At 63.0% G+C, this 25,222-nt stretch carries 18 protein-coding genes and 3 pseudogenes; 6 read left to right on the top strand and 15 right to left on the bottom strand.

All coding sequences use genetic code 11. The features are described 5' to 3' along the window. Nucleotides 1-73 precede the first annotated feature (73 nt). The gene (locus tag LT988_RS17430) at nucleotides 74-586 is read right to left on the bottom strand and encodes a GNAT family N-acetyltransferase (protein ID WP_232406801.1); all 513 of its coding nucleotides are present in this window, start codon (nucleotides 584-586) and stop codon (nucleotides 74-76) included. A 5-nt stretch (nucleotides 587-591) separates the two neighbouring features. Further along, nucleotides 592-873: a type II toxin-antitoxin system TacA family antitoxin gene (locus tag LT988_RS17425; RefSeq protein WP_232406800.1), complete on the bottom strand. Its 282-nt coding sequence runs from the start codon at nucleotides 871-873 to the stop codon at nucleotides 592-594. Nucleotides 874-1,078: 205 nt separating this feature from the next. Between LT988_RS17425 and traL the strand changes: the two genes are divergently transcribed. The 6 genes from traL (at nucleotide 1,079) to LT988_RS17395 (ending at nucleotide 7,054) form a co-directional block, all read left to right on the top strand. Then, nucleotides 1,079-1,360, top strand: a complete 282-nt coding sequence (traL, locus tag LT988_RS17420) for a type IV conjugative transfer system protein TraL (protein WP_232406799.1) — start codon at nucleotides 1,079-1,081, stop codon at nucleotides 1,358-1,360. Beyond that, nucleotides 1,357-1,953, top strand: a complete 597-nt coding sequence (locus tag LT988_RS17415; protein WP_232406798.1) for a type IV conjugative transfer system protein TraE — start codon at nucleotides 1,357-1,359, stop codon at nucleotides 1,951-1,953. The genes traL and LT988_RS17415 overlap by 4 nt, the downstream gene beginning before the upstream one ends. After that, nucleotides 1,950-2,945, top strand: coding sequence for a TraK domain-containing protein (locus LT988_RS17410; RefSeq protein ID WP_232406797.1), 996 nt, complete (start codon nucleotides 1,950-1,952; stop codon nucleotides 2,943-2,945). The genes LT988_RS17415 and LT988_RS17410 overlap by 4 nt, the downstream gene beginning before the upstream one ends. Continuing rightward, nucleotides 2,942-4,267, top strand: coding sequence for a TrbI/VirB10 family protein (locus LT988_RS17405; RefSeq protein ID WP_232406796.1), 1,326 nt, complete (start codon nucleotides 2,942-2,944; stop codon nucleotides 4,265-4,267). The genes LT988_RS17410 and LT988_RS17405 overlap by 4 nt, the downstream gene beginning before the upstream one ends. Before the next feature lie 70 nt (nucleotides 4,268-4,337). Then, complete coding sequence (dinB, locus tag LT988_RS17400) at nucleotides 4,338-5,516, top strand: DNA polymerase IV (protein WP_232406795.1); 1,179 nt, start codon at nucleotides 4,338-4,340, stop codon at nucleotides 5,514-5,516. 173 nt (nucleotides 5,517-5,689) lie between these two features. Next, complete coding sequence (locus LT988_RS17395; protein WP_232406794.1) at nucleotides 5,690-7,054, top strand: cytochrome P450; 1,365 nt, start codon at nucleotides 5,690-5,692, stop codon at nucleotides 7,052-7,054. 89 nt (nucleotides 7,055-7,143) lie between these two features. Here LT988_RS17395 and LT988_RS17390 read toward each other — a convergent pair whose 3' ends face one another. The 13 genes and pseudogenes from LT988_RS17390 to LT988_RS25300 form a co-directional block, all read right to left on the bottom strand. Then, the gene (locus LT988_RS17390; RefSeq protein ID WP_232406793.1) at nucleotides 7,144-7,605 is read right to left on the bottom strand and encodes a hypothetical protein; all 462 of its coding nucleotides are present in this window, start codon (nucleotides 7,603-7,605) and stop codon (nucleotides 7,144-7,146) included. Nucleotides 7,606-8,246: 641 nt separating this feature from the next. Next, nucleotides 8,247-8,777 carry a hypothetical protein gene (locus LT988_RS17385; RefSeq protein WP_232406792.1) on the bottom strand — a complete coding sequence of 177 codons (531 nt, stop codon included), beginning with the start codon at nucleotides 8,775-8,777 and terminating at the stop codon, nucleotides 8,247-8,249. A gap of 413 nt (nucleotides 8,778-9,190) precedes the next feature. Then, nucleotides 9,191-9,388 (bottom strand): annotated as a pseudogene (locus tag LT988_RS25600) (PASTA domain-containing protein); the annotation flags it as partial. A gap of 83 nt (nucleotides 9,389-9,471) precedes the next feature. Next, nucleotides 9,472-11,139, bottom strand: coding sequence for an IS66 family transposase (gene tnpC, locus LT988_RS17380; protein ID WP_232406791.1), 1,668 nt, complete (start codon nucleotides 11,137-11,139; stop codon nucleotides 9,472-9,474). A gap of 48 nt (nucleotides 11,140-11,187) precedes the next feature. Then, a complete protein-coding gene (gene tnpB / locus LT988_RS17375; protein WP_232406790.1) occupies nucleotides 11,188-11,541 on the bottom strand; it encodes an IS66 family insertion sequence element accessory protein TnpB in 354 nt (117 codons plus the stop codon). Further along, on the bottom strand, nucleotides 11,538-11,897 hold the full coding sequence (gene tnpA / locus LT988_RS17370; protein ID WP_232406789.1) for an IS66 family insertion sequence element accessory protein TnpA: 360 nt from the start codon (nucleotides 11,895-11,897) through the stop codon (nucleotides 11,538-11,540). The genes tnpB and tnpA overlap by 4 nt, the downstream gene beginning before the upstream one ends. Nucleotides 11,898-12,120: 223 nt before the next feature. Next, nucleotides 12,121-12,273: pseudogene (locus tag LT988_RS25595) on the bottom strand (PASTA domain-containing protein); the annotation flags it as partial. 39 nt (nucleotides 12,274-12,312) lie between these two features. Then, entirely contained in the window at nucleotides 12,313-12,621 is a 309-nt protein-coding gene (locus LT988_RS25590) for a PASTA domain-containing protein (RefSeq protein WP_408648012.1), read from the bottom strand. A gap of 85 nt (nucleotides 12,622-12,706) precedes the next feature. Then, the gene (locus LT988_RS17365) at nucleotides 12,707-16,387 is read right to left on the bottom strand and encodes a Tc toxin subunit A-related protein (protein WP_232406788.1); all 3,681 of its coding nucleotides are present in this window, start codon (nucleotides 16,385-16,387) and stop codon (nucleotides 12,707-12,709) included. Between the two features lie 19 nt (nucleotides 16,388-16,406). Next, nucleotides 16,407-22,679 carry a neuraminidase-like domain-containing protein gene (locus tag LT988_RS17360; RefSeq protein WP_232406787.1) on the bottom strand — a complete coding sequence of 2,091 codons (6,273 nt, stop codon included), beginning with the start codon at nucleotides 22,677-22,679 and terminating at the stop codon, nucleotides 16,407-16,409. A 1,218-nt stretch (nucleotides 22,680-23,897) separates the two neighbouring features. After that, a pseudogene (locus tag LT988_RS25585) lies at nucleotides 23,898-24,053 on the bottom strand (hypothetical protein); the annotation flags it as partial. Between the two features lie 30 nt (nucleotides 24,054-24,083). Continuing rightward, nucleotides 24,084-24,683, bottom strand: a complete 600-nt coding sequence (locus LT988_RS17350; protein ID WP_232406785.1) for a hypothetical protein — start codon at nucleotides 24,681-24,683, stop codon at nucleotides 24,084-24,086. 10 nt (nucleotides 24,684-24,693) lie between these two features. After that, complete coding sequence (locus LT988_RS25300) at nucleotides 24,694-24,819, bottom strand: hypothetical protein (protein ID WP_269752057.1); 126 nt, start codon at nucleotides 24,817-24,819, stop codon at nucleotides 24,694-24,696. Between the last annotated feature and the right edge of the window lie 403 nt (nucleotides 24,820-25,222).

Here is a 25,222-nt window from a genome sequence, read left to right as displayed (position 1 = left end):
CACGGCCGGTCAAGGCACTCGGTCCGTGAGCCCGTACGGATTCGGGACCCATCCGAGGCTCGGATCGCGATGGTCACTTTCCCTGTTCCGAGAGCCGCTTTGCAATCTCGCGGATCGGGATGAAAAGGCGGTTGGATTGGCTTGTAAGGCGATGAAACCCCAGGCGAGCATAAAACGCGGCGGCGTGATCGTCCTTTGCGTCCACGACAAGCGCATAGATCGCCGGTTCTGCCCGGACGGCGCGCGCAACGGCATCGACGACAAGGAGTGCACCCAGACCCTGTCGTTGATGACGACGGTCAACGGCCAAGCGCCCGATCAGTCCGGCAGGAAGTGATGGATAACGCGGCAAACGCTTGGTCAGGCTCTCGGGCAAGTCGGTCAGCGGGATGCCCGCCGCCGCAAAGGTGTAGTAACCGGCAACCTGGTTGTCGGCGTCCAGCAACACAAAGCAGTTGCTCACGCGACGCCGGACGTCCTGCGTGACGCGTTCTCTGAAATACCGATCCAGTGCGTCGACGCCGCTGCAAAAGGCCCCGCGCTCCTGCGCTCCGAGAAGCTCGATACGAAATCCCTCTCCGCGCACGCGCGTTACGCGTTCTGGCGAAGGTAACGCGCGACGGCGCGCTCCATCGAGGGCGTGAGCGGTTCCGGGTTCAGTAACGCCTCCGCGAACCTGTGCTGATCCTCGACGGACAGTCGGATGATGCAGGCCTCCTCGATGGCGCGATGGGCCGCGTCCCGCGCGGCGTCGACGACAAAGTCGCTGACACTGCGTCCCTGGAGCTCGGCGGCGCGTTTGACGACGGCCAGTACCTCGGGCGATACCCGGGCCTCGAAGCGGGCGGTGCGGATGGTCTCTCTCGGCATCATGGTGTCCTCGGTTTCTCGTATTAGTGTACGTAACTAAGCCGTACGTTGTAAACCGCCAAGGTCGCGACACCTCCTCGCCCTGACGGCGATCGCGACGCCGTTCCACCTGCGGCAAAGCGCGCGTTTGTGGCGGGTTATCGCCCTCGCCGGCCGGTTTGGAGTGACGCACCATGCGCTCACGTGAAGACCGCATCACAGGCACCCGATGGAGACCCTCGACTTTCCCCACCACATCGACGAACCGCCCACGCTGCTGTTGTGGCGCATGGACGATCTGATGCCGCTGGTGCTGGCGCTCGTCGCCGGCATCCTCGCCGGACAGCTCACCATCGCCCTGCTGCTCGGCGCCCTGCTCTCGCACGGTTACCGGCGGTTTCGCGATCGCCGGGCCGACGGCTACGCCCTGCATCTGATCTACTGGTTCGGCCTCATGCCGCTCGGGGCACGCTCCACGCCCAACCCCTTCGCGCGGCACTACGTGCCATGACCCTCGGCGACTTTCTCTCCACCTGGCGCGGCACGACCCTGGAGAACCGCGTCTGGCGCATCACGGTGCTGGTCCTGGTCGCCTCCAACCTGATCCTGGTCGGACTGGTCGGTCAGGTCGAGCGCACCGTGGTGCTGGTCCCGCCGGTGTTGGAAGGCGAGGTCACGATCGCGCGCGAGTACGCGAGCCAGGCCGTCGAGGAGTCCTGGGGGGTCTACGTCGCCCAGCTGCTCGGCAATGTCGGCCCGACCACCGTCGACGGGCTCGTGCGCGTCCTGGATCCGCTGCTCGCCGGCGGGCTGCATCGCGAGGTCATGGCCTCGATCGCCGATCAGACCGAAGCGATCAAGCGAGAGAACATCGCCATGCACTTCGCCCCGCAAACCATCGCCTACGACACCGCCACCCGCACCGTCTTCGTCACCGGACAGCACAAGACCGAAGGCCCGGCGGCCGCCCCCGTGCTCAACCGACGCACCTACGAGCTGCGCGTCGAGTTCCGCAACTACCGCCCGCTGATCACCCATCTGGAGGTGTATCGCGGCGATCCGCGCAGCGCGCGCGATGCCCACCCCGAGGACGCGAACACATGATCACCCGACGTCTCTCCATCCTCGCCGCCGTCCTGGCCGCGTCGAGCGCACAGGCCGACCCGGCCTTCGAGATTCCCCCGGTCCCCTGCACGCTGCTCGACGCCGGGTGCACGCCGAGTGCCGTCTCCTCGGTTCTGCAGACGTCCCGCGCCGAACCCGAGGGCCTGATCCGCACCGTCATGGGCGGCGGAGCCACGCCGGCGCGGCGCACCGGCGGGAACCTGCCGGTGACCCTGGAGCTGGGTCCGCGCAACCTCGCCGTCACGCCGGGCACTACGGTGCTGATCGAGATCGCCATCGGACACCTCAACCGCATCGTCACGCCCTTTGCCGACCCGGTCGTGCACACCGTCTCGAATGCCTCGACACAGGTCGACGGCAGTGTGGTCTATGTCGCCACCGACACCGAAGAACCGGTGGCCCTGTACATCGGCGACGGCCAAGGCAGCACCACCGCCTTGGCGCTGACCTTGGCGCCGCGGTATGTTCCGCCGCGCGAGGTCCGCCTCACGGTGCCGGGGTATCAGGGCAAGCGCGCGGGAAGCACGGCCACGACGCGCGCCGCAGTCGATCCGGTGGCCGTCATGCCGATGTTGGCCAACGCCTCGGAGCGAGACGGCGACGGCAACGGGCCGTCGTACGTCTCGGACCTGGTCGAGCAGCTGCGTGCGCTGGCGCAAGGTCGGTTGCCCGCGGGCTTTCGGATCGCGAAGGGATCGAGCGGAGCGAAGCTGCGCTGTGCCGAGGGGCTGAAGGTGCGCAGCGGTGAACGCGCGCAGGGTCCCGCATCCGAACTGATCAAGGCCAGGGTCACCAACACCGCCGCGGAACCGATCACCATCGAGCACGACACCTGCCGTCCGGACACCGCCACCGTCGCCGCGATGGGCGCCTGGCCGCGCCGGGTGCTCGCGCCCGGCGAGGAGACCGAGGTCTTTCTCCTCCTCGCCCGCGGCGCGCCCCCGCATCGCACGACCGGGCAGCCGCAATGATGCTGCACCGACACTGGGAGAACCTCTCGCCCAACGCCAAGCGGGTCGCCGCCCTCGGCGGCGGGGTCTTCGTGGTCTCCGTCCTGACGGCGGGGAGCTTTCTGTTCGCCCCGGCGCAGCCCCCTGGCCTGCAGTCGTCCTCGCCGCGCGATACCCTGGTGCGCAACATCCTCACGGATGCGGATCCGCGTCAACTCGGGATCGAGGCCCTGGTCAATCGCCTGGAGCGCATGGAAAAGCGCATGAGCGAGGTGCAGCGCAACCTCGAGCGCGGCGCAACCGCCGCACCGAACACCCCCGCGCTCGGACCGGCGCAGCGCGAGCAGGATCTGGGCAACGCGCGCGAGCTCGAGGTCCTGCGCGGAGAGATCGATCAACTGCGCGAGGCCCTCGCCGCCCGGGCACGGCCAACAGCAAACCCGCCGGGACTGCCGCAACCGGAGCAGCCCGTCGCTGCGGATCCGGCATCGCCGGCCGGCACCGCCGCGCAGCCACATCGACCGGCGCCGATGGAGGCGCTGTTCGGACCGCCGACGGCACCGCTCGCTGTTCCCGGCGCGGCACCCTCCTCCGCCGTCCCCGCCCAAACACCGGGGCGCACCCTGCAGATCCGCACCGTCGCCGCGCCGGCGTCGTCGGCGCCGCCCGCCGCAACCCCACCCGGCACCCCGGAGCCCGGCTCCGTCTATATCCCCGCCGGCGCCATCCTCAAGGGGGTGCTGCTCAACGGCATCGACATGCCGACCGGGCAGAACGCCCGCAAGGATCCCGTGCCGGCCCTGATCCGGGTCAAACACCAGGCGATCCTGCCCAACCGAGTCCGCGCGGATCTGCGCGAGTGCTTCCTGCTGGTCGGCGGCTTCGGCGATCTGGCCTCCGAGCGGGCCTATCTGCGCGGGGAGACCTTCAGCTGCATCCGCAACGACGGCGGCGTGATCGAGATCCCCATCGATGGCTACGCGGTGGGCGAGGACGGCAAGGTCGGGGTGCGCGGGCGGGTGGTCTCCAAACAAGGTGTGCTGCTCGCCAAGGCGCTGCAGGCCGGGTTCCTGCAATCCTTCTCGCAGATCTTCAACCGCATGCCGAGCATCCCGGTCAACACCGGCACCGGCACGGACCTGCAGTTCCAGTCCATGCTCACGCCCCAAGCCCTGAGTGCCGCCTCGGCGCAAGGCGTCGGCGGGGCAATGGACCGTCTGGCAAACTACTATCTGGACATGGCCGAGCAGCTGCTGCCGGTGATCGAGGTCGATGCGGGACGCGGGGCGGAGTTCATCCTCAATCGCGGGGTGTCGATGAAGCTCGCCGACGTGGTGAAGTAACATGGCCGCTCGCTCTGCGACGGTCGCGTCGCCCGCGCCCCTATCCCGGCAACCGAGGGTCCATCGCCGCATGTCCCGCCTCGTCATGCACGTCGATCTCGACGCCTTCTATGCGGCGGTGGAGCAGCGCGACCGCCCGGAGTGGCGGGGGCGCCCATTGGTCGTCGGCGCCGAGCCCGGCCGACGCGGCGTGGTCGCGACCTGCTCCTACGAGGCGCGCCGCTTCGGCGTGCACTCGGCCATGCCGATTGCCGAAGCGGTGCGCCGTCTGCCGGCGGAGACGGTCTACGTGCGCCCGGACATGGCGCGCTATGCCGGCGTGTCGCGAGAGATCATGCGGGTGCTCGCCACCCTCTCCCCGGTCGTCGAGCCGGTCTCGATCGACGAGGCCTACCTGGATGTCTCGGGGTTGGAGCGGCTGATCGGTCCGCCCGAGGTCGTCGCACGGCGCGCCAAGGCGGCCATTCACGCGGCGGTCGGGCTGACCGCCTCGGTGGGGATCGGTCCGAACCGCCTGATCGCCAAGCTCGCCTCGGACGCCCGCAAGCCGGATGGACTCCTGGTGGTGCGCCTGGAGGAGGTCCGCGCCTTCCTGGATCCGCTGCCGCTCGCCGCCCTGCGCGGCGTCGGCGCCGTAACGGCCCGACGCCTCGAGCAAGCCGGCTTGCGGACGGTCGGCGACGTGCGTACCCGGCCGCTGGAGGAGCTGCGCCGACGCTTGGGCGCACGCACCGGCACGCAGGTGCATCTGCAGTCGCACGGGATCGCCGACGACCGGGTCCATCCGGCCACCGAACGGCAATCGATCTCCAAGGAGACGACCTTCGCCGAGGATGTCGTGGACACCGAGGTGCTGCGCGACACCCTGCGTTGGGCCGCGCAGGAGGTCGGCTATCTGGCCCGGCACGCCGCGCGCAAGGGCGCGGTGGTTACCCTGAAGATCCGCCTGCACCCCTTCGAGACCCATACCCGCTCCCGGACCCTGGAGGCACCGACCGCGGACGATCGGGTCATTTTCGGTACGGCCTGGGACCTGTACCGTGCCGACACCCACGCCGGTCGGGCGGTGCGGTTGATCGGTCTGGGTCTTTCCGGCTGGACCCAGGCACCCGTGCAGCCGGATCTGTTCGCGGACATGGATCCCCGCGAGCAGGTTCGTGCGGATGATCGCCTCGACGCGACGCTCGATGCGATCCGGCTCAAGTTCGGCAGGCACTGCATTCAGCGTGGACTCTCTCGGCGGCCATAGCGATGCATCGACCCTGTCGTTGATAAATCGACCCTGTCGTTGATAAGAGGCTTCTCCCGGGCGGTTCGACGCGGATGCCGACTGCTTGTAAAGGCGCTGCTCGCCAATACACTCGCCACTGATCCCCGAGGCAGCGGAGACGTGACCGATCGGACACGGGAGGACAGGCCCGCATGAGCACCGCGACGTTCCCACTGATCGAGCGCAAGGGCCATTGGCTCACCGGTTGTCTGCGGGCCTTTCGCGAGGATCGTCTCGGCTTCCTCGCCGAAAGCGCGCGGATCGCGCCAATCGTCGGATTCCGGCTCGGCCACAGGCGCGTCTATCTGATCTCCCATCCGGATCTCATCCGCGACCTGCTGGTGACCAAGCATCGGCATCTGGCGCGAGATCCACTCGTGCGCAGAATCCTCGAGAAGACCTTGGGGGTTGGTCTTCTGACCAGCGAAGGCGAGGAATGGAAACGCCACCGCCGCATGATCGCCCCCGCCCTGCACCTGCAGCAGGTGCGAGGCTATGCCGACAGCATGGCGCGCCGCGCGCTCGCCCTGACCGAGCGCTGGCACGACGGACAACAGGCGGATGTGGAACAGGAGATGGACGGACTCACGTTGTCCATCGTCACCGCGGCGCTTTTTCGGGTCGACAGCACCACCCATACCGCGACGGTGGCCGCCACGGTTCCGGCCTTGCAGGCCATCGCCACGCGCCAGTTCGACCGTCTGCTGCAGATCCCGGATTGGTTCCCGACCCCGGAGTATCGCCGCCAGCGGGCGCTCTCCGACACGCTCGGCCGCATCGTCTTGGAGGCGATCCACCGGCGTCGCGCGAGCGGTGCGGACGGCGGCGACCTCCTGACCATGATGGTGCACATGACCGACGCCGAAACCGGCGCGCGGCTATCCGACGAGGAGATCCGCGCCGAGGTGCTGACGCTCTATCTCGCCGGGTACGACACCACGGCCTTGACGCTCACCTACGTGTGGTATCACCTGGCGCGCCAGCCGGAGATCGCGGCACGTTTCCACGCGGAGGTCGATGCGGTCTTGGGCGGCCGACCGCCCGGGTTCGATGACCTGGAGCGTCTGCCGTATACCCGGATGGTCTTCAAGGAGGCATTGCGGCTCTACCCGGCCGCGTATTTAATGGTGCGCGCCGCGGCCGAGCCATTCGACATCGGCGGGCACCGCATTCCGGCGAACAGCGTCCTGATGACGAGCCCCTACGCCATGCATCGTCACCCCGATCTCTGGGAGGATCCGGAGCGCTTCGACCCCGATCGCTTTGCCGAGAACGCTGAGCGCCGCTGGCACACGTTCAAGTATTTCCCCTTCGGAGGCGGCCCGCACATCTGTATCGGCAACCAATTCGCGTTGGTCGAAGGCCCGCTGATTCTGGCGACCATCGGGCAGCGCTACCGGTTCGCGCTCATGCATCCGAACCAGCAACTGGAACTGGAGCCTCAGATCACGCTCGGCCCAAAAGGCGGCATGCCGCTGCGCCTGCACCGGCGCACGCCGGCTCGCGAGGCGGCCTGATCTGCGCCACTCTCCGTCGCGCGCAACCCGGATGCTGAGCCTGTAGCCATCCAGGTCAGTGCTATCTCAGACGCCTGAGCCCGATCGCGCTAGAGCCGCTTGCACGGTGTCTCGTCGAGCGCTGCGCGCAGAATCTCCCGCTCCAGCGCCGCGGAAGGATGCCAGAATCCCCCTCGCGCGATGAAGCGGCTGCCGGCGGCAACCACGGTTTTCTCCGCTTCCACCATTCGAGGCACCGCGGGATCGATGGCCAGTTCCGCCAACGCCGTGTTCCGGCGTATGAACGTGTCGCGGTCCAACCGCCCTTCGGCATCGAACCCGAGCATTTCGTAGACGAGCCGGACGACGGCATAGGGCGCCCGATCACGCACCTCCACGATCACCTCGGCCATCCGCACGCGCTGGCCCGCGAAGCGCTCCAGTCGGTGGCTCTTCGGGTCATCGACCATGCGGGAGAACCTCGCGCTGGCCAGTCGGTACAGGGTGTCATCCGGTCCGAGAATGTAGATGCGGGTCGAGTAACTCACGGTGACCTTCTTTATCAGGCCCAAGGGTCTGTCCGTAACGTGCCGCACCGGTCGCAAAGGCATCCGTGCGCCGTCGCATGGGTAGTCCCTATAGTCATGTCACCACCCTCTGAGCACTCGACGCTCGTCCGGCTGGAACAGCGAGGGTCGTCCCGTCCCTGGCCGGTCAAGGAGCATCGTGATGACGATTGATCCGGAGCTGCCACCACCGCTGGAGCACCCGTTTAACTGACGCTCTACAGCGGTTGTGGCGATACGACCTCGACGGGTTGTTGCTTCGGATCTCGCGCAGCCGCCAGTGCAGCTCGCAACGCCCCACGTCCACCGAGGGAATCCAAGCAGAAGCTCCGCCGCCTCTCGCCGACCGCCAGCAGTCGGCTAGGAGCCGTCTCCCATCAACCGGAAGCGAGTGACTCTTCGATCCTGTTTGCTGCCAGTTGGGCCCGGCAGCGGGGCGACTGGATTCTGTTGCAGACCTGCCGCTCGCACTATGGGTGGCTAACTTGGCGTGGGTTCTTCAAAGCGGACAGTCGGCCCATATCTTCTGCAAGTGGCTTCATGCTGATCCGGGGTACTGAAGCCGGTGGACAACGGGCGAGTGGAGCAGAGCCGCCGGCTGCTGGGCCGGTATCTTTCGGGTCTCTGCGATGCAGCGGAGCCGCGACTCAGCGCTCGCCGTCCTCCGGTGCATGCATAAAGGTCCTGCGAGGGCCGCCAATCGGCACGCCCAGGTCCAAGTCGATATGGCCAGGGAAATGCACGTCGGGGGTTTCCTCCTCCTTAAAGGTAATGTCGCCGTACTTGAGTGCGGCCCCGAACGCGCAGCAGCCTGGGGCAACGGACCGGACAATGCCGCCTTGGATCGTGAGTGCGGCAATCTTGAATTCGACCGTCAGTTCTATCGTGAATCGGAACGTCCGAATCAGAACCTCGGCGACGACAATGTCGATCTCCGGATGGAGGCGCCACGACATTTCGTGTTCTCCGAGATGGACGATGACGCTTAGGTCGCGTGGGTATCGTTCCGGGTCGGCATATTTCTCAAGAGGTTGTGCCTTACTCCAGGCCAAGGCGATAAGCTCTGCGGGGTCGGTATCCAGGGCTTGCTCGAGCTGCCTCTCCGTCTCCGCTCTAACCAATCGCCAAACCGTTTCAGAAGCGCCGATGACGGTCTCGCTCTTGAGCTCGTCTTCCACCTTTTGAGCCATGACCCGCAGGCCGCTCGAAACAAGGTCGACAAGCCGGATTGCAGGTTCGCCCATGTTTTTCTCCGCTCCTCATGCACGACGAGGTTTTCGGGTGTGATCTCGGTATCACCGCGCAGCAGACGGGCCCGTATTCCAATTTCCGGTATCTGCGGATCGAGCGGCAACGGGTCCGGTGCGCGGCCTTCGATTTCTCCGATATGCACCCTGACCTTCGGCTCGCTCGCCGGTCGTACTGCCGGCCGCGGCTCGGGTTCCGTTCCCGACCCATTTCCTGTTCCGGATCCCGATCCTCGTCGGCGAGACCACCACCAGCCGGCTGCACCCAGCAATGCCGCAGCTGCGCCGATAAGCCAGAGCCACAGAGGGGGTGGAGGGTTGGCGCCGCCGACAGCAACCCAGATATCCACTCTGCTTCCTCTTGGGGCCAGGCTGCCGTCGGGGGGCTGCTGTCGGATGACGGTGCCCGGCCGCTCCGGGGATGCCTCGGCGAGTACGCGACCGACGCGTAGGTCCGAGGAATCCAGTCGACCCACAGCGGCTGTCTGGCTTTGGCCGACAATCCAAGGTACCCGAGTGAGACTGCCGGAGCCGATGACCACATTAACGGTGCCCCCGAGTGGGAGCTTCGCCCCGGCGGGAGGACTCTGTTCCAGGATCAGGCCTTCCGTAAGCGTCCGGCGAACTACCGGATTGACCCTTCCCTTTTGAGGTCGTCCATTTTCAGATTGTGCGGCAGCAGCGCCGCGACCGCCTCGGGGGACTTGGCACCGGGCAGGTGCTCGAAGAGGTGGTTGAGGTAGGCCCAAGGCTCCAGGCCATTGGCCTTGGCGGTTTCGATCAGGCTGAAGAGCAGCGCGCTGGTTTCGGCGCCCTTGGGACTGCCGGCGAAGAGCCAGTTCTTTCTCCCGACCACAAAGGGCCGGATGGCGTTTTCGGCGATGTTGTTGTCGATCTCCAGGTGCCCGTCCTCGAGAAAGGTGATGAGGATCGGCCATTGGCCGAGGGCATAGGCGATGGCTTCGCCGAGCAGGCTTTTGGGAAGCACGCGGGTGGCGGTGCGATCCAGCCACCGGCGGATGCGCATGAGGATCGCTCGACTGTGCTCGCTACGCCCGCGCAGCCGGGTCTGGGGATCGGCGTCGCGCAGGCGCCGCTCCACCGCATAGAGCTCCCCGATCAGGGCCACCATCTGCTGCGCGGCACCGGCGTTGCGCCCGTTGGCGGCATCGACGAACTTGCGTCGCACGTGCGCCCAGCACCCGGCATGGCCGATGACTCCGGGCGCAGCGGCGAGGACACCATAGGCGCCGTAGCCGTCGGATTGCAGATACAACGGCAGCGGCGGCGGATCGACGTCGCTCGCGAACAGCACCCGACGAGGGACTTCCGCGGCCCGGCTCGGGGCATACTCGAACCAGCGCACCGGTGTGCCCGGCGGCCCGCCGCAAAACACCCACATGTAGGAGTCTTGCGTGTTCTCGCGTCCGGGCTCGCGCAGGACCTGCACCGGCGTCTCGTCGATATGCACCACCGCTCCCCGGCGCAGCAGGTCTTTCAGCGCCGCGGCGACGGGTTGCAGCGGAACCTGCAGTTGGATGAGCAAGCCCGCCATGGTTTGGCGCCCGAGCGCGATGCCCTCGCGCGCGAAGATCGTCTCCTGACGATACAGCGGCAGGGCATCGACGAACTTGGCCGTCACGATGGAGGCCAGCAATGAGCTGTGGGCGATGGATTTGGGGATGATCTGCGCCGGACGCGGGGCGATCTTCACCCCGACCTCCGCGCCCGGCACATCTTCGTTACGGGCAACGTATTTGGCGCGCTTGTATTCGATGACGTAGGTCTGGCGGGGGATGACCGCCAGTTGCTCGGAGCTGTCGTAGCCGATCAAGACCCAATCCTCGCCCATGGCGGCTTTCTCCGCCTCGGGCAGATCCAGGATACGCTCGACCCGCGGCAGATGGCTCGGCAGCGGCCGGCGCACCGGCTTGCCCTTGGGCGGCGCGAGGGTGTCTTCGGCGGGTGTCGCCGGCGGCGCGGTGTCGGCCGGCAGCTCGGCTTCCAGTTCGGCGATCAGCGCCTCGAGCTCGGTCTCGTCAAACAGCCCGAGCTGACTCTCGGGGATGCGATCGGCACTGCGGCCGAAGCGCTTGCGCCGCAACAGCTCGATGTACTCGAGCAACTGGTCAATACGCCGGGTCTGCTGTTGCAGGGTATTGGAGTGCTGTTCCAACTGCAGCGACTGTTCGGCTCGCTCGCGTTCGGATTGCGCCAGTTGATCGCTTAACCGGCCAATGATCCCGTGGAGCATCTCGGGGTCATTCGGAAGTCTTTGAAGCGGGCCGTCCATGAACTGAATAATACCGGAATACCGACCTTCATTCGAGCGTCATCGCGTTTAAAGCAGGTCGAATTCAGCCCGCCGATGGGCTTTGACACGGCGCGGATCGAGCCCTTCGAGCAACCAGCCCAATTCGCGGATCGAGAGCATGACCGGTGTGACGCTCTGCGGCGCCGGCCACCAAAACCGCTCGCGCTCCAAACGCCGATACCACAGCCAAAAGCCGTTGTTGTGCCAATAGAGAATCTTGAGCTTGTCGCGGCTGCGATTACAGAAGACGAACAGATGATCCGAGAACGGATCGGCCTGCAGCACATCGACCACCAAGGCCGCAAGACCGTCGATTTGTTTGCGCATGTCCGTGGCCCCTGCAGCCAGATACACCTGCGTGCGTGCGCCGAAGCCGATCATGCCGTCGTGCGCTGCGCGAGCACATCCACCACCCGCGCGAGTGTGGCGCCATCGCATCCGGGCGGGACCTCCAGGCGCACGCCGTCACCGAAGACGACGGTCAGCACCCGATCACGGCGCGCCGGCTCGAGGGCTTCACTGAATTGCACCGGCAGCAAGCATAACGGCGCCTCGGCGCGGGATCGCGCCGGGCCGCCGCCCGCTTGGTGCTCCCGGCCGAAGACGGCCCGCCACCGCGACAGACTCCCGGTGGAAATGCCGTGGTGTTCGCAGTACTGTGCCTGCGTCAGACCACTGCCCGGCCAGCCCCGGACCAACTCCCGCCACTGCTCGCGACTGCGCCGCTTCTCTGCCATGCTTTTCCCCTCGGTGCGTGGAACATGGCGGCATCTTGCAGATCGCGCAGTGCGCGGGATAGATGTATTTCGCTGGACGCTTACGGCCTTCCGGCGTCTCGGAGGGCCGCCTCGATAGCTGCCCGAGCCGCAGGGCCTTGCCCAGCAGAGCATTGGCGGTCTCGACCGACTTGCCCACCAGGCTAGGTACCGTGACCAAGTCGGGCACTGCCAACCAGACGTTGACGACCGCATCGGGCGGACGAAATCCCCCAGGCCCTGGCTCCTGCCGGACAACGGTGTCCTCCGGTCGGTCCGATCGCTCTCGGCCCCCTTCGCGCATCCTGAGATCCGCTTCCTTAAGAATCCGTTCCGCTTCCCAGACCGGGTGCCCGATGACGCTTGGGACGCCCCGCGCGACGGATCGTCTCGCGAACTACAAGCCGACGGGCGTACCGTGTTGGACCTGCTGCCCCGGAGCAGGGTCCTGGCGCAGCACCGTGTTATCTGCCCAATCCGAATCCTGCGGTGTCATCCGGCCGGGGGAGAGTCCCGCGCGGAGGATGACGGCCTCCGCCTGTGTGATATTCCGCCCACGCACGTCTGGGACGCGGACACGGCTTGGTTCTTCATCGCGCTGCGCGAGTCGAAGTGGCTCCGTCGGTGCCGTGATCAGGTTCTCCGTCGCCTGGAGACAGGCCGGAAAGGCCGCTGCAAACAACGCCCAGAAAAGCCAGCCGATCATCAGTGTAAACAGAGGCTTCTTTTCGAACAGAAACGTCTCTGTGCGCGGAATCCTCCGCGGGGCTTCCCAGCCAAACCCGCGCACCTCATGCCTTGGCCCAAATCACCGCGATAAACAGCTCCTTCATCGAGTTGTGGCTGAGAAAGGCATCGAACTGGCCGAAAGGCTTGGGAAGCGGCTTAGATGTCAGCACCGTCGATACGCAATCGGTTCCGAAACGTGTATCTTCATTGAGTTCCTCAACGGTCGCCTTCCCGTCAGTGATGAACTTGACATCGCAATTAGTGAGCCCCTTCGCAATGAGCTCGATGGACTTTGTGACATTAAGGCTGTCACCGCTCCAGAACGGGTAATGCTCCGCCTTGATGTCCAGAGCGAGTTTGGCATAACCTTTAGCTGGGATCGAAGCCGCCTTAAATTCGGCCCATGCGCTCGGGAAATCGTGCCGCACGGAGAACAGTCGCACTGAGCCAGCAGCTTCGGCCTCATTGATCAGCTTCTCAAGGCTGTTCATTGCTTTTTTGCGCAGCAAACTGCCTCCCTCCCTGGCCGTATAGCGGATATGGAGGATCACATCCGAGATGGTATCGTAGTCAAACTGGCAAGGCTCTTTCTTGCTTGGGTCGGCAGGCAAAGACAATTGCCACTTACCGATGGCGCCGGAGTACTCGAACGGCAGATAGCGCTCGTCCCGGAGATTCGTTTCGAACAGTCCGCTGTCGTTCTGCCCGCTGCTGCCCACGATGGATTGCAGGCTGCCGTAGTAATCGCTGAAGCGATCGTCCTCGGGGCCTGTTCTTGCATAGCCGTTGCCGGCCCCATCAGAGAGCAGTCGAGCGCTCTTGCGGATCGCGCTGCTCAGCAAGGTCAGGGTGCAGTTGACGCCGGTATAGGGACCGGTGACGCAGGGGATGGTCAAGGCGACCGACTTGATCCGCCGGAAATAGTGCCCGGGGCAATCCATGTCGAAGAGCGATTCCGGCAACTCGACGCTGCAACTCCCGGTCGCGCGGAGCTTCAGCAGCTCGATAGGATCGACCTGGCGCAGGCTGACGTGTTTGGTGATCTCGTACTCGCGCTGATTGAGATCATGGTAAGCCATCTCCATGCGCTTGATATCCAGGTACAGCTTCTCGCCGGCCAGCAGGCCCTGGTTTCCGTCCAGATAACCGAACTGCAGGTAGCTCCGGCTCGGATCGCCCAGTTCGTGCTGGAGCGCGCGCTCAGCCTTCTTGGCGACATCGAAGGCGAGCTGGAAGCATTGCCCATACAGCCCTTTCGTTTCCCGCTTCATCCAGCCATAAAGGGCCTTGTTCGCTGACTTCGACTGCTTGGGGCTGATCTTGTAAGCCCAGTCCTTGTTCTTTTCACCGGTCATGAAATATTCGATCTCCTCCGCGTGGCGGACCTGCTGCTGGTGGTTGGTCCAGTCCCGCTTCGCGCTGTACTCCCGGATTTGAGCCGCGCGCAGTTGTTTGAGAATCTGCGTCATTTCCCCGGCGGCAAGATTACTCTGAAAAGCATATTCCCGCTCGCGGGTGGCGTAGGAACCGGTTTTTGCGGACTTTCCGGCCTCGAAAGTGAGCTCTTGAGCCTCGGCTTTGTAAAAACTAGAAACAAATTGCAAAGCAGCAATAATGTTGGCTCTACCCACCCTAAAGGACCACCCGCTTCCCATGGGCTTGTATGCGTATTCGAAATCAGGAACGATCGCCATGCCCCCAGCCGCCTTGTCCCAATGCGTGGCTGCCTCGGTTTCTTCTTGGGCCTCTTCCAGCTTCCTCAGTTCGTCAAGCTCGTGTTGACTTAATTTCTTGCCGCCGGCAAGGTCGTTCTCAAAAACCCCATGTGCAATATCAACGGCTATACTGCGTAACTCGACGGTAGGTTCTTTCGATGCAAAAGACGTATTTGATTTCTCGAAGCCGTCGGTCTCGAGATCGCCAAGACTCGATCGGGCTGTGTCGGTTTTATTCTCTACGTCTGACTGTTGTTCGTCCAAGAGCCGCTCGTAGTAGATGAATCGTTGCGCAGCATTGTCAAAGGAGGTCTCTAGTGCCTCACGGGACTTAATCGCCTCCTGCCACTGCGCGTACTTCACGGTTTCCGCCAGCCCCAAGAGAACCCGTTCATGCTTAGCACGCAAAATCGCAAGGAGCTCGTTGTCTTCCTTCTCGATGGCTGCGAGCAGCCCGTTGCCCAATGATTTCACCTCTTGGCAGATCTCGGCGGCCTTCTGCACCAGCACCTGAAAACGGACCAAGGGCAAGGGTTGATTCAGGCCGGTGAGAATGGCGCCGATGTCCAACCCGGCGGCAGCCGCCTTCGCCAAGAGGCCCGGATCGATGGGGGGCTCGAAGAGCGGTAGCTGTCGGAAGATGCCCTGAATGTTGAGACTGTTGCGGATCTTGTAGAGGCGATCGGCGACGGTGTCCCAGTAACCGCTCAGCTTGTCGTTGCGCGGGACACCAAAGTAGAGCGTCTTGCCGAAACTGCCGAGTGATGTTTGACCGGTGAGCTCGGTCGCCGCTCGGGGGCGAGGCGCGAGATCGAATGGGATGTCGGCCTCGAGCTCGCGCAGGGCATTCCCCAGCTTGTCCAGGTCCTGCCTCAGGTTGGCGTAGGTTTGCGGGCGGACCGAGCCCTTTTTCGGGACGGCCTGCGGTCTCGGACCGAGGATGTTCGCCGCCAGGACGTAGAGCTGCAGCGCTTCATTGACAGTCTCCCGAGTGTCCTGGCGATAGAGACTATCTCCCCAATCGATGAGATTATCCAGATAGGCCATCACCGCCTTGAACATGTACGCGGACTGCCGATAGCGGGCAACCAAGTGGGGGCGGAATGGCGCCTCCTTCCAGGCATTGATGCTGTTAATCGTGTCCTTTCGCAACTTCTCGTCGACGCCGGTGGACAGATTGACAAGGATCTCCTCGATCCGCTTGACATCCGTGGTCTGGAAAGGCTTGACCTTCCAGAACCGCTCCGGGGTCGGACCATCGCTGTCGTCGGTGGGGTCGAAGACGTAATGCAGCCACTGTTGTGCATCCGCGAACCGCTGGTTCTTGGTTAGATGCAGGGCGACAGTCAGCGGCAGGTGGTAGAACAGCTCCCAGTTGTAGACCGAGTAGGCGCCGCTCGACGTGAAGTCGAGGTCCTTCAGCGGATGAGGCGAATCTGGCGTGTTCGGCACCAGCACGGGATCTGGATCGTACCGATCGGCGGTGAAGATCTCCTCGGAGAGGACCGGTCTTGGCTGTCCGTCCGATAAGGACAACGTGGCGGCCTGCTGGAGAGTGAGTGCCTTGCCGACCAATGTCTCGATCGCGGTGCCGCTTGACACGGTAACCGATGTGCCTTTCGCCAACGTCGTCATCTTCCCGTCGGCGCAGGTGACCAGACGATTCCCCGACACTCGGAGTGCGGTATCGCCTCCGAGTGTAAGCACCGTCCCGGCGATGAGTCTGGCGGACGTTCCGGCACTCAGGGTTATCTGGGCACCGCTTGAGGTCGTGGCTATGCAGCCATCGCTCAGCGTGGCCAATAGGCAATACTTGGTATCGACGGTCTGGAGGCCGTTCACGGAACTTGTCACCAACTGCCCAACGAGCTCCTCCACATACGGGTGGAAATGCGGATAGAACCGATAACTAAGCGTGCGGTTTCGGGTGGTGACCCGTACCTGTTCGCTGATCGAGCCTCCCAACCGTGGCTTGCCGATCAAGGGGAGGACCTTGGCGTCGAAGAAGGTGTGAAAACTGTCGGTCATCGAAGGGCCTCCGCTTGATTCAACGAACCGGGGACTTCAGACTTGCGAGGTCAGCCGGCCGCAAGCCATTGCTGCCGATCATGCGCCTTCCATTCCCTTCCCGGACATCGGTCACCACGGAAGGTCGTCCACGCGCCGATCCCTCCGCTCCTCCTTCCGGCAGGAGTGCCCCACCCTTTCCGATCAGTTGTCCCTTGTAATCGAGGACCGTCGTCGGATCGGTTACCCAATCCTGACCGATCTCTATCTTGTAACGGGCAAGTGGTCCCACCGCGCCTGGCAAAGGCAGTTTCTGCAATGGAACCTCGGGCTTTAGGGGGATTTCTTTCCACCAGGCATCTTCTAACAGGATGGGATCGGGAAACGTAGGACTGATGACATACTCCTTCCAGTCGACGACCTTGGTCTCTGTCAGGGTCGGTTCGACGAAGAAGGCGTGCCAGCGGTTCTGATAGAAGAAAGGGCTGACGAGCATGCCGATTTCGTCCGGGAACGATCGCAGCGCATTGCTGCATGTCAGCAGCGAGAAGAGATCCAGCCTCGGGGCTCCAAATCCTTTGCATAGGATCGAACTTCGCGCCGATTGGGGCTGGCCCTGCTTGCCGTTCTCCTCCACGAGCGTTTCGTCGTAGGTGATCATAAGCGCGCCTTGCCCCTTTGTGTGCTGGGTCGCCTCGCGGATCAGCGCTGAGCTTCCCGCTGAGTAGGGGCGCTTCGGCAAGTCGGCCACAGGCCAGATCTCCGGCGGGCTGCTCTTGGTGACCAGATGGAAGGCGGTCGCGTTGTCTTGTGGTGGAGCAGCCGACATCGTAACGGTACTATCTTGTGCGGGTATCCCATAAAAGAAGTTCGCCCCACGAAGGTTGATCGTCACCGCGTCTTCGTTCTCGACCTCGGTGACGAAGATGAAGATCTCGCCCTTGTCGAACGCCTGATCTATGTCTCCGATGTCGACACGCAGTGGTTTTCTCAAACCTGTGTTTTCAGGCGTTTTCCATTCGCCTTGAAAATACTCGGCCCAATTCAACTGGACGTCGACTGTTCGTCGTGCAGCCGCGGTGGCTTGCGCGATCAGTGTGCTGGATGTTGTTTCTCCTAGCCCTTTCGCGTTGTCCTTGAAAGGGTCGCTGGTTGCACTCTTCTCCGCGGTCTCCAGAAACGTGACCCAAAACAGGTGCAGCCTGTCCCGCCAGAAGGCGGCCACCACGTGGTCACCCTCGATCTCGGTGGTCACGGGCTCCCAAGGTGTCCACATCTGCTGGGCGTAACGCCGATAGAAGTACTCGTGCGGCTGATTCTCGGTGCGTCCGATGACATGCAGTGTGTTGGATTCCGGAGACAGCGGCTGCTCCTGGCAATACATGGTCACGATCTCCAGACGCGCGAGCCTTTCCAGCTTGCTCAGGTAATTGAACAAGACCTCTTCGGCCAAGTCGTTCGAGACGTCGCCTTGCAGCAGCGCGCTCTCCATCTCCTCGAAGAGGTGACTCTTGTCGTCACGGAATTCAGGCTCGAGCCAGTTCTCAGGGAAGAGAAAGATCTTGCGGTTCGCCTCCCAGACGCGGTAGCGCTTCATCCATTGCCAGTGCTTGCCGTTGATCGCGGAAGGATCGACCAGAGGCTCGAGATTCAACAGACTTCGCTGAATAAAGAGCTGAACGGACGAGATCGCGAGCTGAATCCGTGAGGTCTGAACGATCGGCTCCATGCCGGGGTCGATCAGGAAGTATTCGAACAGCTCTTCCATGCGCTCGAAGCCTTCCTCATGCATGACTTGCGCAACCAGGGCATCGCGCTGGAGCCGGCGCAGCTCGTCGAAAATTGACTGCGCGATGCGCTGCCAGCTCTCCGGCGTGTAACGGGACTTGATGGCGTTCTTCAGCTCGTTGGCGATCGCCGCGCGGCTTGTATCGGGCGTAGTTCTGCCGACGATTGCCGTCCAGCGGGCCAACGTGTCGGCCGAAACTCCGAGCTTCTCGACAAGCTGCAAGACCTTCCAGAGCCTCTCAAGACCCCTTTCGTGTGTGAAGTCAGGCGCCAGAAGAGACAATGTCGTGCCGTCGGACGAAGATTGGGTCGCAAAGCCCAGATGCTCCGCCGTCGCCTGGACCATCTCGGTGCTGCGGCGCGTGAGGGAGGCGACCCTGGTGCACAGGTCCTTGAACAACGCCGTCTTCTTGTCCAGTGACGCGGCTGTTGCCGGATAGCTGCACCGAGCCTGCTCGAAGATGGCGATCAGGTCGTCAGTGCCTGCGGAAAGTTCGCGTTTCAGGGCGGCGTAGTCCGCGAGGCGAAGAAACTGACCGAAGAGCGCCTCCGCGTTAATCGCTGTGTCGTCGGTGGCCCCTGTCGGGAGCTTGCCCAGATCGAGATTGTTGAAATCGGCCTGATAGGTGACGAAGTAGCGCAACTCTCTCTCGCTCAGTCCCAGACCTTGCAGGATCTGGAGCGTCTTCGCCAACAATGTCGATGCCCTCTTAACGCGTTCGACGCCGGCCGCGGGGTAGAGTCTGAGTTTGCTGAGGGCATCTTTCGCCATGTCGGCGCTCTGCACGAGAACGGCCACGTCGCTGGTGTCGAGGTTGCGGGCATCCAGTGTGAAGTGGTAGGGCACGCCTGCCTTCAGCTCCAGGTAGCCGCTGAGCTCGGTCGTCGTCGTGGCTTGGGTGTCCGCTTTCCCGCGAACCAGCGGATCCGGCAGATGGTCGAAGCCGAGCTCGGCTTCGGCCCCAGGGGTCAAGGCCAGTAAGAAACAATAGGTCCCCGTTGTAGCTACCTCGATCCAGCCGTCCAGGTGCGCGCTGCTGGTCTCGGCGGGCTTAATGGCTGTGCCGGTGGTAGTCTTGGCGCCGGTGTCGGCAGCATCCAAGTGGATCGTCTCGATGAGCTTGTCATCACTGTCGTAAAACGCCCCCGTTAGACCTTGTGTGTTTGCCGTGACGAAGGCGTCCAGAATCGGCTTACTCGAATCGCTGGGATCGCTCAGGAGCCGTTCGGGTTGACCCGCCGGCACCAGATAACCCGACGCCTCGCCGGAGTCGGTCAGCAGCGCCTCGACGAGGGAGGCGTCGGCCTTGAGGTCGGCCGCCAGCGTCTGCACCGCGAGCTGGCGGGAGAGCTTTCTTCGTAAATAGGGCAGGAAGGCGTCGGCGATCTTCTTCCGCTTCTCCGCGTCCGGTCGTCCGGCGCCAAACAACAGATCGAAGTCAGCCGCGGAAAGAAAGCCTTTGAGATGCTTATCGAAAAACGTCTTGGCCGCCTTCTGTACTCTGGCAAGAAGATCGTTAAGCACTGCCGACGGGATGGCTGCCGTCAGTGCGATCTTTGCCGTATCCGTCAGAACGCCAAGGTAGCGGAGCCGCTGAGTCGTCTCTTGTTTATCGTAGCTGACCTGGACGGCAGGAAACTTGGCCAAGCTCTTAGGATCGAGCTTGTTCGCATCGAGAACCTCTGCCTCGCTAGCCTCGTATACGACCGTCCCCTTGACCATAGCGAAAAACTGCTGAGCGACATCGCTGCTCAGTACAAGGGCGAGCTCCTGCTGCAGCCAGTCGTCCGTGATGCTGTCTGCATCGACCGGGACGGCATGCTCCGCATCGATGTTCCGCAGCCCGGCAGCGAGTGTCTTAATAACCGCGAACGGCGGCTCGGCGCTGATACGGTAGTCACCGGTGGAATCGAATCGATGGCGAATCAAGTATTCCAGGTCTTCTACCGCGAAGCCACTCTGCTTGATCTTTTCAGCTACCTCAACGAACTGCAGGGTTTGCGTGAGCGCGTAATCGTCCGTAATGACGGCCAGCGCCGTCTTGCATAGTGGCTTGAAGGGGTCCAGCCCGGATAGCCCCTTCAATCGAATCAGATCGCGTATCGACAGGTTCAGACCCGCAGACAGCAAGCCATAGCGGTACAGCAGCGAGACATTCTCCAGCGTAAGCTTCGGGGCGTCCCCGGCATCGTAAAACAGTAATGTTGCGCCAGTCTTCGTGAGTACATACTGCTTCTGTCCGTCGGTGATGCGCCACTTGGCATCCTGTATCTCCGTCTTGACAACGGCGCTGGTGGACAGCGAGACGCCTTTGCCCTTGCAAGCCGTCTGGAGCGCTTTCGGGGGGGCGCCGTCCTTCAGCACGCCTTCAAGGTCGGACCAAGTTAACGAAAAGAGCGGAGCGATATCGATGTCGACGTCAAGCAGAATTCGCCGTATGTCATCCGCGGTCAGGTTTAGGGCACCCTGCAGCGTGCCGAGATGATCCGCAAGGAGACGGGTCGAGTCGGAGAGGTACTTGCCCAGCGGATCGTCGAAGGCCGGATCCTCTTTCAATACACTTGGCGTGAGGAAAAGCTGGGCATAAAGTGACTGCTTGCCCGTCGTCGGCAGGTCAAACCACAAGGTGAGCAGCTTCAAGCGGCTGTTCTTGCCAACCTCGACTTTCTCCACAAGGGCCTTGAGGTGGGCAAGGTAGATCAGCGCAGTCTGCAGGGCCTCGCCGAGGTCCGCGCTATTCAACGGCAGTAAGCTCTTGGGCAGGAAGACCTGAAGGGCGCGATCGGTTTCCTCCATCGACCAGCCGAGTGCCTTCCATAGCCGGACGAAGAGGTTGATCTTCAGAAGCACCAGCGCGTCGGCGTCCGTACCATCGACAAACCGAAGGTAGGTTTCGCCGAAATCGCAAAGACCGGAGGTGTCCTTGAGCACCAGTGTGTCTTCGAATTTCCCGGCTTTCCAGAGGTCTTCAAGCGCCTTCTTGGTGGAGCCCGCCTGCAGCTGATAGGTCGTGTCGAGGGCGCCCAGACGTTGCTCGAAGGCCTGCTGCTCAGCAGCGTAACCAGGCGTTCCCTGGACTTTGAAATACTGCACCACATCACCAATCTCGAGTCCCAACTTCCAGACGAGCGCCAGATCGGCTAGCCCGGGGTTCACGAAGCTGGTCTGCACGAGGTCCACCAGCTCCTTATAGCTGAGGTCCAACCGCCTGGAGAGCGTCTTGGCGCAGGTAAGCGCCTTGAGCGCATCGGCTTCCTCGCTGTATCCGTAGAGGAGATGCCAATGTAGCGGCTCAGTATTGGCAAAGAGCGCAGATTGCGCCGGTGAAAGCCCCAGGTACTCGCCGAAGACCGCCTCGCGGGCGTAGGCCACCGTGGTGTCGAACAGCGTCTCGGTCGGTCGCAGCAGGTCCAACACCTGCCAGAGCGGGGTGTCGAAGTGATCGAAGAACCGTCGAGCGGTTTCCAGCCAGAGGTCGAAGGGCAGCTTCAGCGGGTAGCAGGCCGTCTTGAGCTTGTCGTAGGCAGCGGAGAGCACGTTTTGGGGCTCGGCGAGCAGCTCCGCCGTGGTGACATCCTTGCCGGTGTTGTGAGCGGCACCGGCAGCGAGTTCGCCGTGGGCAACGTAGTATTCGAGGATCTCGTTGACGACGTCGATATACGGCAAGGCGGTTTGGGTATTCTCACAGGTGAGCTGAATGTGTGGCAGATCGGGGCGATGGGCGATAAGGATCTCGTATGGCGTCTTCTCGATCGGCGGGGCGCCGTCTTTCCACTCGGCATCGAAACGGTCATAGGCTGCTTTGTCGCCGAAGGGATAGGGCGCCTCCTGCCCGTGCTTTCTCCTCCAGGCATGACAAAAGCTCGTCCATACCGTCGGTTTGGGGTCGAGGAATTGCAGGAGATCCACGAAATAGGCCGCCGGACTCAAGACCGAACGACAGTGCTCACAGTCGCAGAAATCCAATGAGCCGAACAGGGTCTCCAGCGAAGGATAATGCTTGATCAGATTGTTCTTTGCCTCCGTTACCTGGGACGCAGAAGGGGACGTCACATAGGTTGGCGGCGTGCTGGCCATCTGCTGGGCCATGGTGCAGAAGTTGTAGATGACGCTGGTGACCTGCTGCGCCTTCTCGTGGACCAGACGTGCCTCGTCAAGAGACGGGAAGTCCGCGCCGAAGCGGTCGCGGAACTCGTCGGCCGTAAAGGCGGCTACATCGTCCGCGGAGGCGAAGCCGAGCTTCGCGATGGCGATGAGCGACTCGTTGCTCGGCGTGATCTGATAGAGACACTGCAGGCGGGTGATCTCCTTCACCGTGGCGGTTCGCTCCGCCGACGTCATATCATCCGACAGGACTTTGTCGAGATTCTGCTCAACGAACGCGCTGAGTCGCGTTTGTCCCAGCTCAAAGCCAAGATCGGCGGCATTCTTTAGAAAGCTGGCAACGCCGGCTTGGGGGCCGTCGCCGAGCGAGAGATCGCCCCGCTCGACCAATCGCCGGACCACCTGGGTCGGGAAGCTCACCCGGACCTTGCGAGCCAGGTCCGCGGCGTAGGCATCGAGTCGGTCCGCCGGGGTCTCGCCTTGGTAGGCAGGCGGGATCAGGTCCTCCAGCGCGTCCTCTCTGTCCCGGTTCCCCAATCCGCGCAGTTGCGCCTTCCAGGTCTCGGCCCGGTCGAGATCCAGGTCGACCAGGGGGGTTAGGTCGTCGGGCGAATCGAGGTCGCTTTGGAGCGAAGCGGCAAGCTCGGCGTTGTTGAAGGTCAGGCACGCCAGCTTGCCCTGCAGCCGCAAGGCAGCGATGGAGTTTTCGCTTATCCCTCGGGCGCGTGCCTGCTCCCAAAGGTCCACGACGGCGTCTTCGCGGGCGAAATGGAGGTCTTCAAACAGCGCGCGCTCCTTCGCTTCGACGCTATCCGCTTTGCCGAGCAGCTCGCCGAACGTCGACAGGGCGCCCGGCGCCCGTTCCTGACGACGGGTCTCGATGGCCGTTTCTCGAAGGTGCCCTTCGGCCTCGACGATCTGGTCTTGGTCGAGCGCGACGATGCCCGACTCGACGGCCTTGCGCAGTGCCTTTCCGATGGCTGCGGTGGGTACTCGGGCGAGCAGCTCCCGGTCCGTGGGCAGACCGACCCGGCACAGGGCGTAAGCGGCATCCGGCGCGATGCCGAGCTCGTTGCCCAATCGGTCAGCGGTCGCTGCCATGGCGATCAGTCGGGCATCCCAGCCCGTGGCCCGATGCAGGAGCGTGAGATCCTGCCGCTCGCCGTTCTCTTGCGCATCGGCGAGACCGGCCCGCCCCTCCGCGGCGTCCCCCAGGTGCGCCTGAAGATCGCGGCTCAGCCGCTCGAATTCAGGCGCCAAGGGAACCGCACCGGCTGGTGCAACAAGATTCAGCACCTCGTACCGTTCCGCGTTGAACCGGGTGCTCGACAAGGAGACCTCGGCACCGTCCGGGGAGACCATGAAGACTTCGAGGTTTGCCGACCGGCCCGGAAGATCGTAGTTCACCGCATAGAAGCCCTGACCGTCGGTTTCTGTCTGGCCAATCAGAGCCTTGGAATCGCCGAAGCCACGGCTGTAGAGCCGCACGGTGACCCCTCCAGCCGGAAATCCCTGGCCGGAAAAGATGCGACCTTCAGCCCGATACTGGCCCGTCGCCACGACACCGATCGCACGGGCCAATGCCGCCTCCGTGTCCGCATCCGTGATTCCGGTACGACGCAGGTTAGCGCTCGTTTGAAAGCTGAGAAGCGCGTTCTCGGTGCCGACACCGAAGGCGGCCTCATCCGTCTCGCCTCTGGGGATTGGCAAACCCAGGCTGACAAGCGCCTGTTGAAGCTCCGCAACGGCCTCGCCGCGGTCATTGAGGGCGAGAGGGTGGGTCGTATCGCGCATGACTGATCTCTTCGGTTTCTAAAGAGGTCTTTAGACCTTCGGTGCACGGACTTCGAACATCCTTTCGGTGCTGTGAGGCGTGTACCGCGCGTAATGGAATTCGGCACGCGCGGTGATAAGTCGTATCTCTTCATCAATGATCGTCGAATAGGTGAGACGCTGAGTAACACCCGGCTCGACGAAGATATAATTCCAGTTCCTAGGCTTGACTTCATCCTTGAGAATCGCTTCCGGAAACTCCAACCTGTGGGGATAATGCTTTGCCCAGAAGCGCAATGAAGCCTCCTGGGTCACGCCACGCACGCGCAGAAGGACGCTCGTGAACTCATGACGTGTTATTCCCTTGTTGCTGGCCGAAAGCGTGAACTCGGCCGCGTACTTGCCTTGGTGCGGCCCATAGAAATGGCAGTCGATGTCAAATTCGATATGCGGCACAAACCGCCTCTCGAGCTCGTCGCGCGCTTTTCTTTTCCGCGCCTCCTCCGTTCGTCGCGAGTCTTCACGCTCCGACTCCAACTTGTGCAACCGCCGGTTGAACCAGAAACCAAGAAGTCCGATCGACAGGGGTGTGAGGACGGAGACCAGCAGCTTGGCGATCTCAAGGCTGTTCCAGGGCCATGTGGGATCCATTGACGTCTCCTCACGCGGAGCCGAGCAGTTTGTCGAACAGCAGGTCTGAGTCCAAGGATTCGAGCCCGAGGCCCGCGCTGTCGGTGCCAGTTGATTTCAAGACAATACCGCCGACGCTATAGGTTTGCTCCGCCATTGGATGCCTCTGTCGCCTTGGCGACTGCTGTTGCTTTCATGGTCTGTATGGGTTCGCTCCGCCAGGTGATAGGAATGGATCGGAGTGAACCGGGTGTACGCAATCGCCGTTGTAATTTCCGAGGCAAGCAAGGAAAGAAGGGGCCGCAAGGAAACCGACAAAAACCCATATCAAAGCGACAACTGTTCTAGCCTCTTATGCTGTGATGAACAAACGTGATCCGTCCCTCTTAACGTCGATCATAACTTTGGCCACCCTTGCAGGTCGGGGATCGGGCGTCCCGCCCGTCCCCCGTCAGGTTGTGGCCGGGATTCAGATCAAGGTTTCCCTCTTTATTTCGATATCCAAGGTTAAAACCCCCGCCTTTCAGGCGGGCAGATTTCATCCGGGCTGTTTGCGAGGC

The organism is Thiocapsa bogorovii (assembly GCF_021228795.1).
In the GTDB taxonomy this organism is placed as follows: domain Bacteria; phylum Pseudomonadota; class Gammaproteobacteria; order Chromatiales; family Chromatiaceae; genus Thiocapsa; species Thiocapsa bogorovii.
This window is presented reverse-complemented; position numbering and strand designations above follow the sequence as displayed.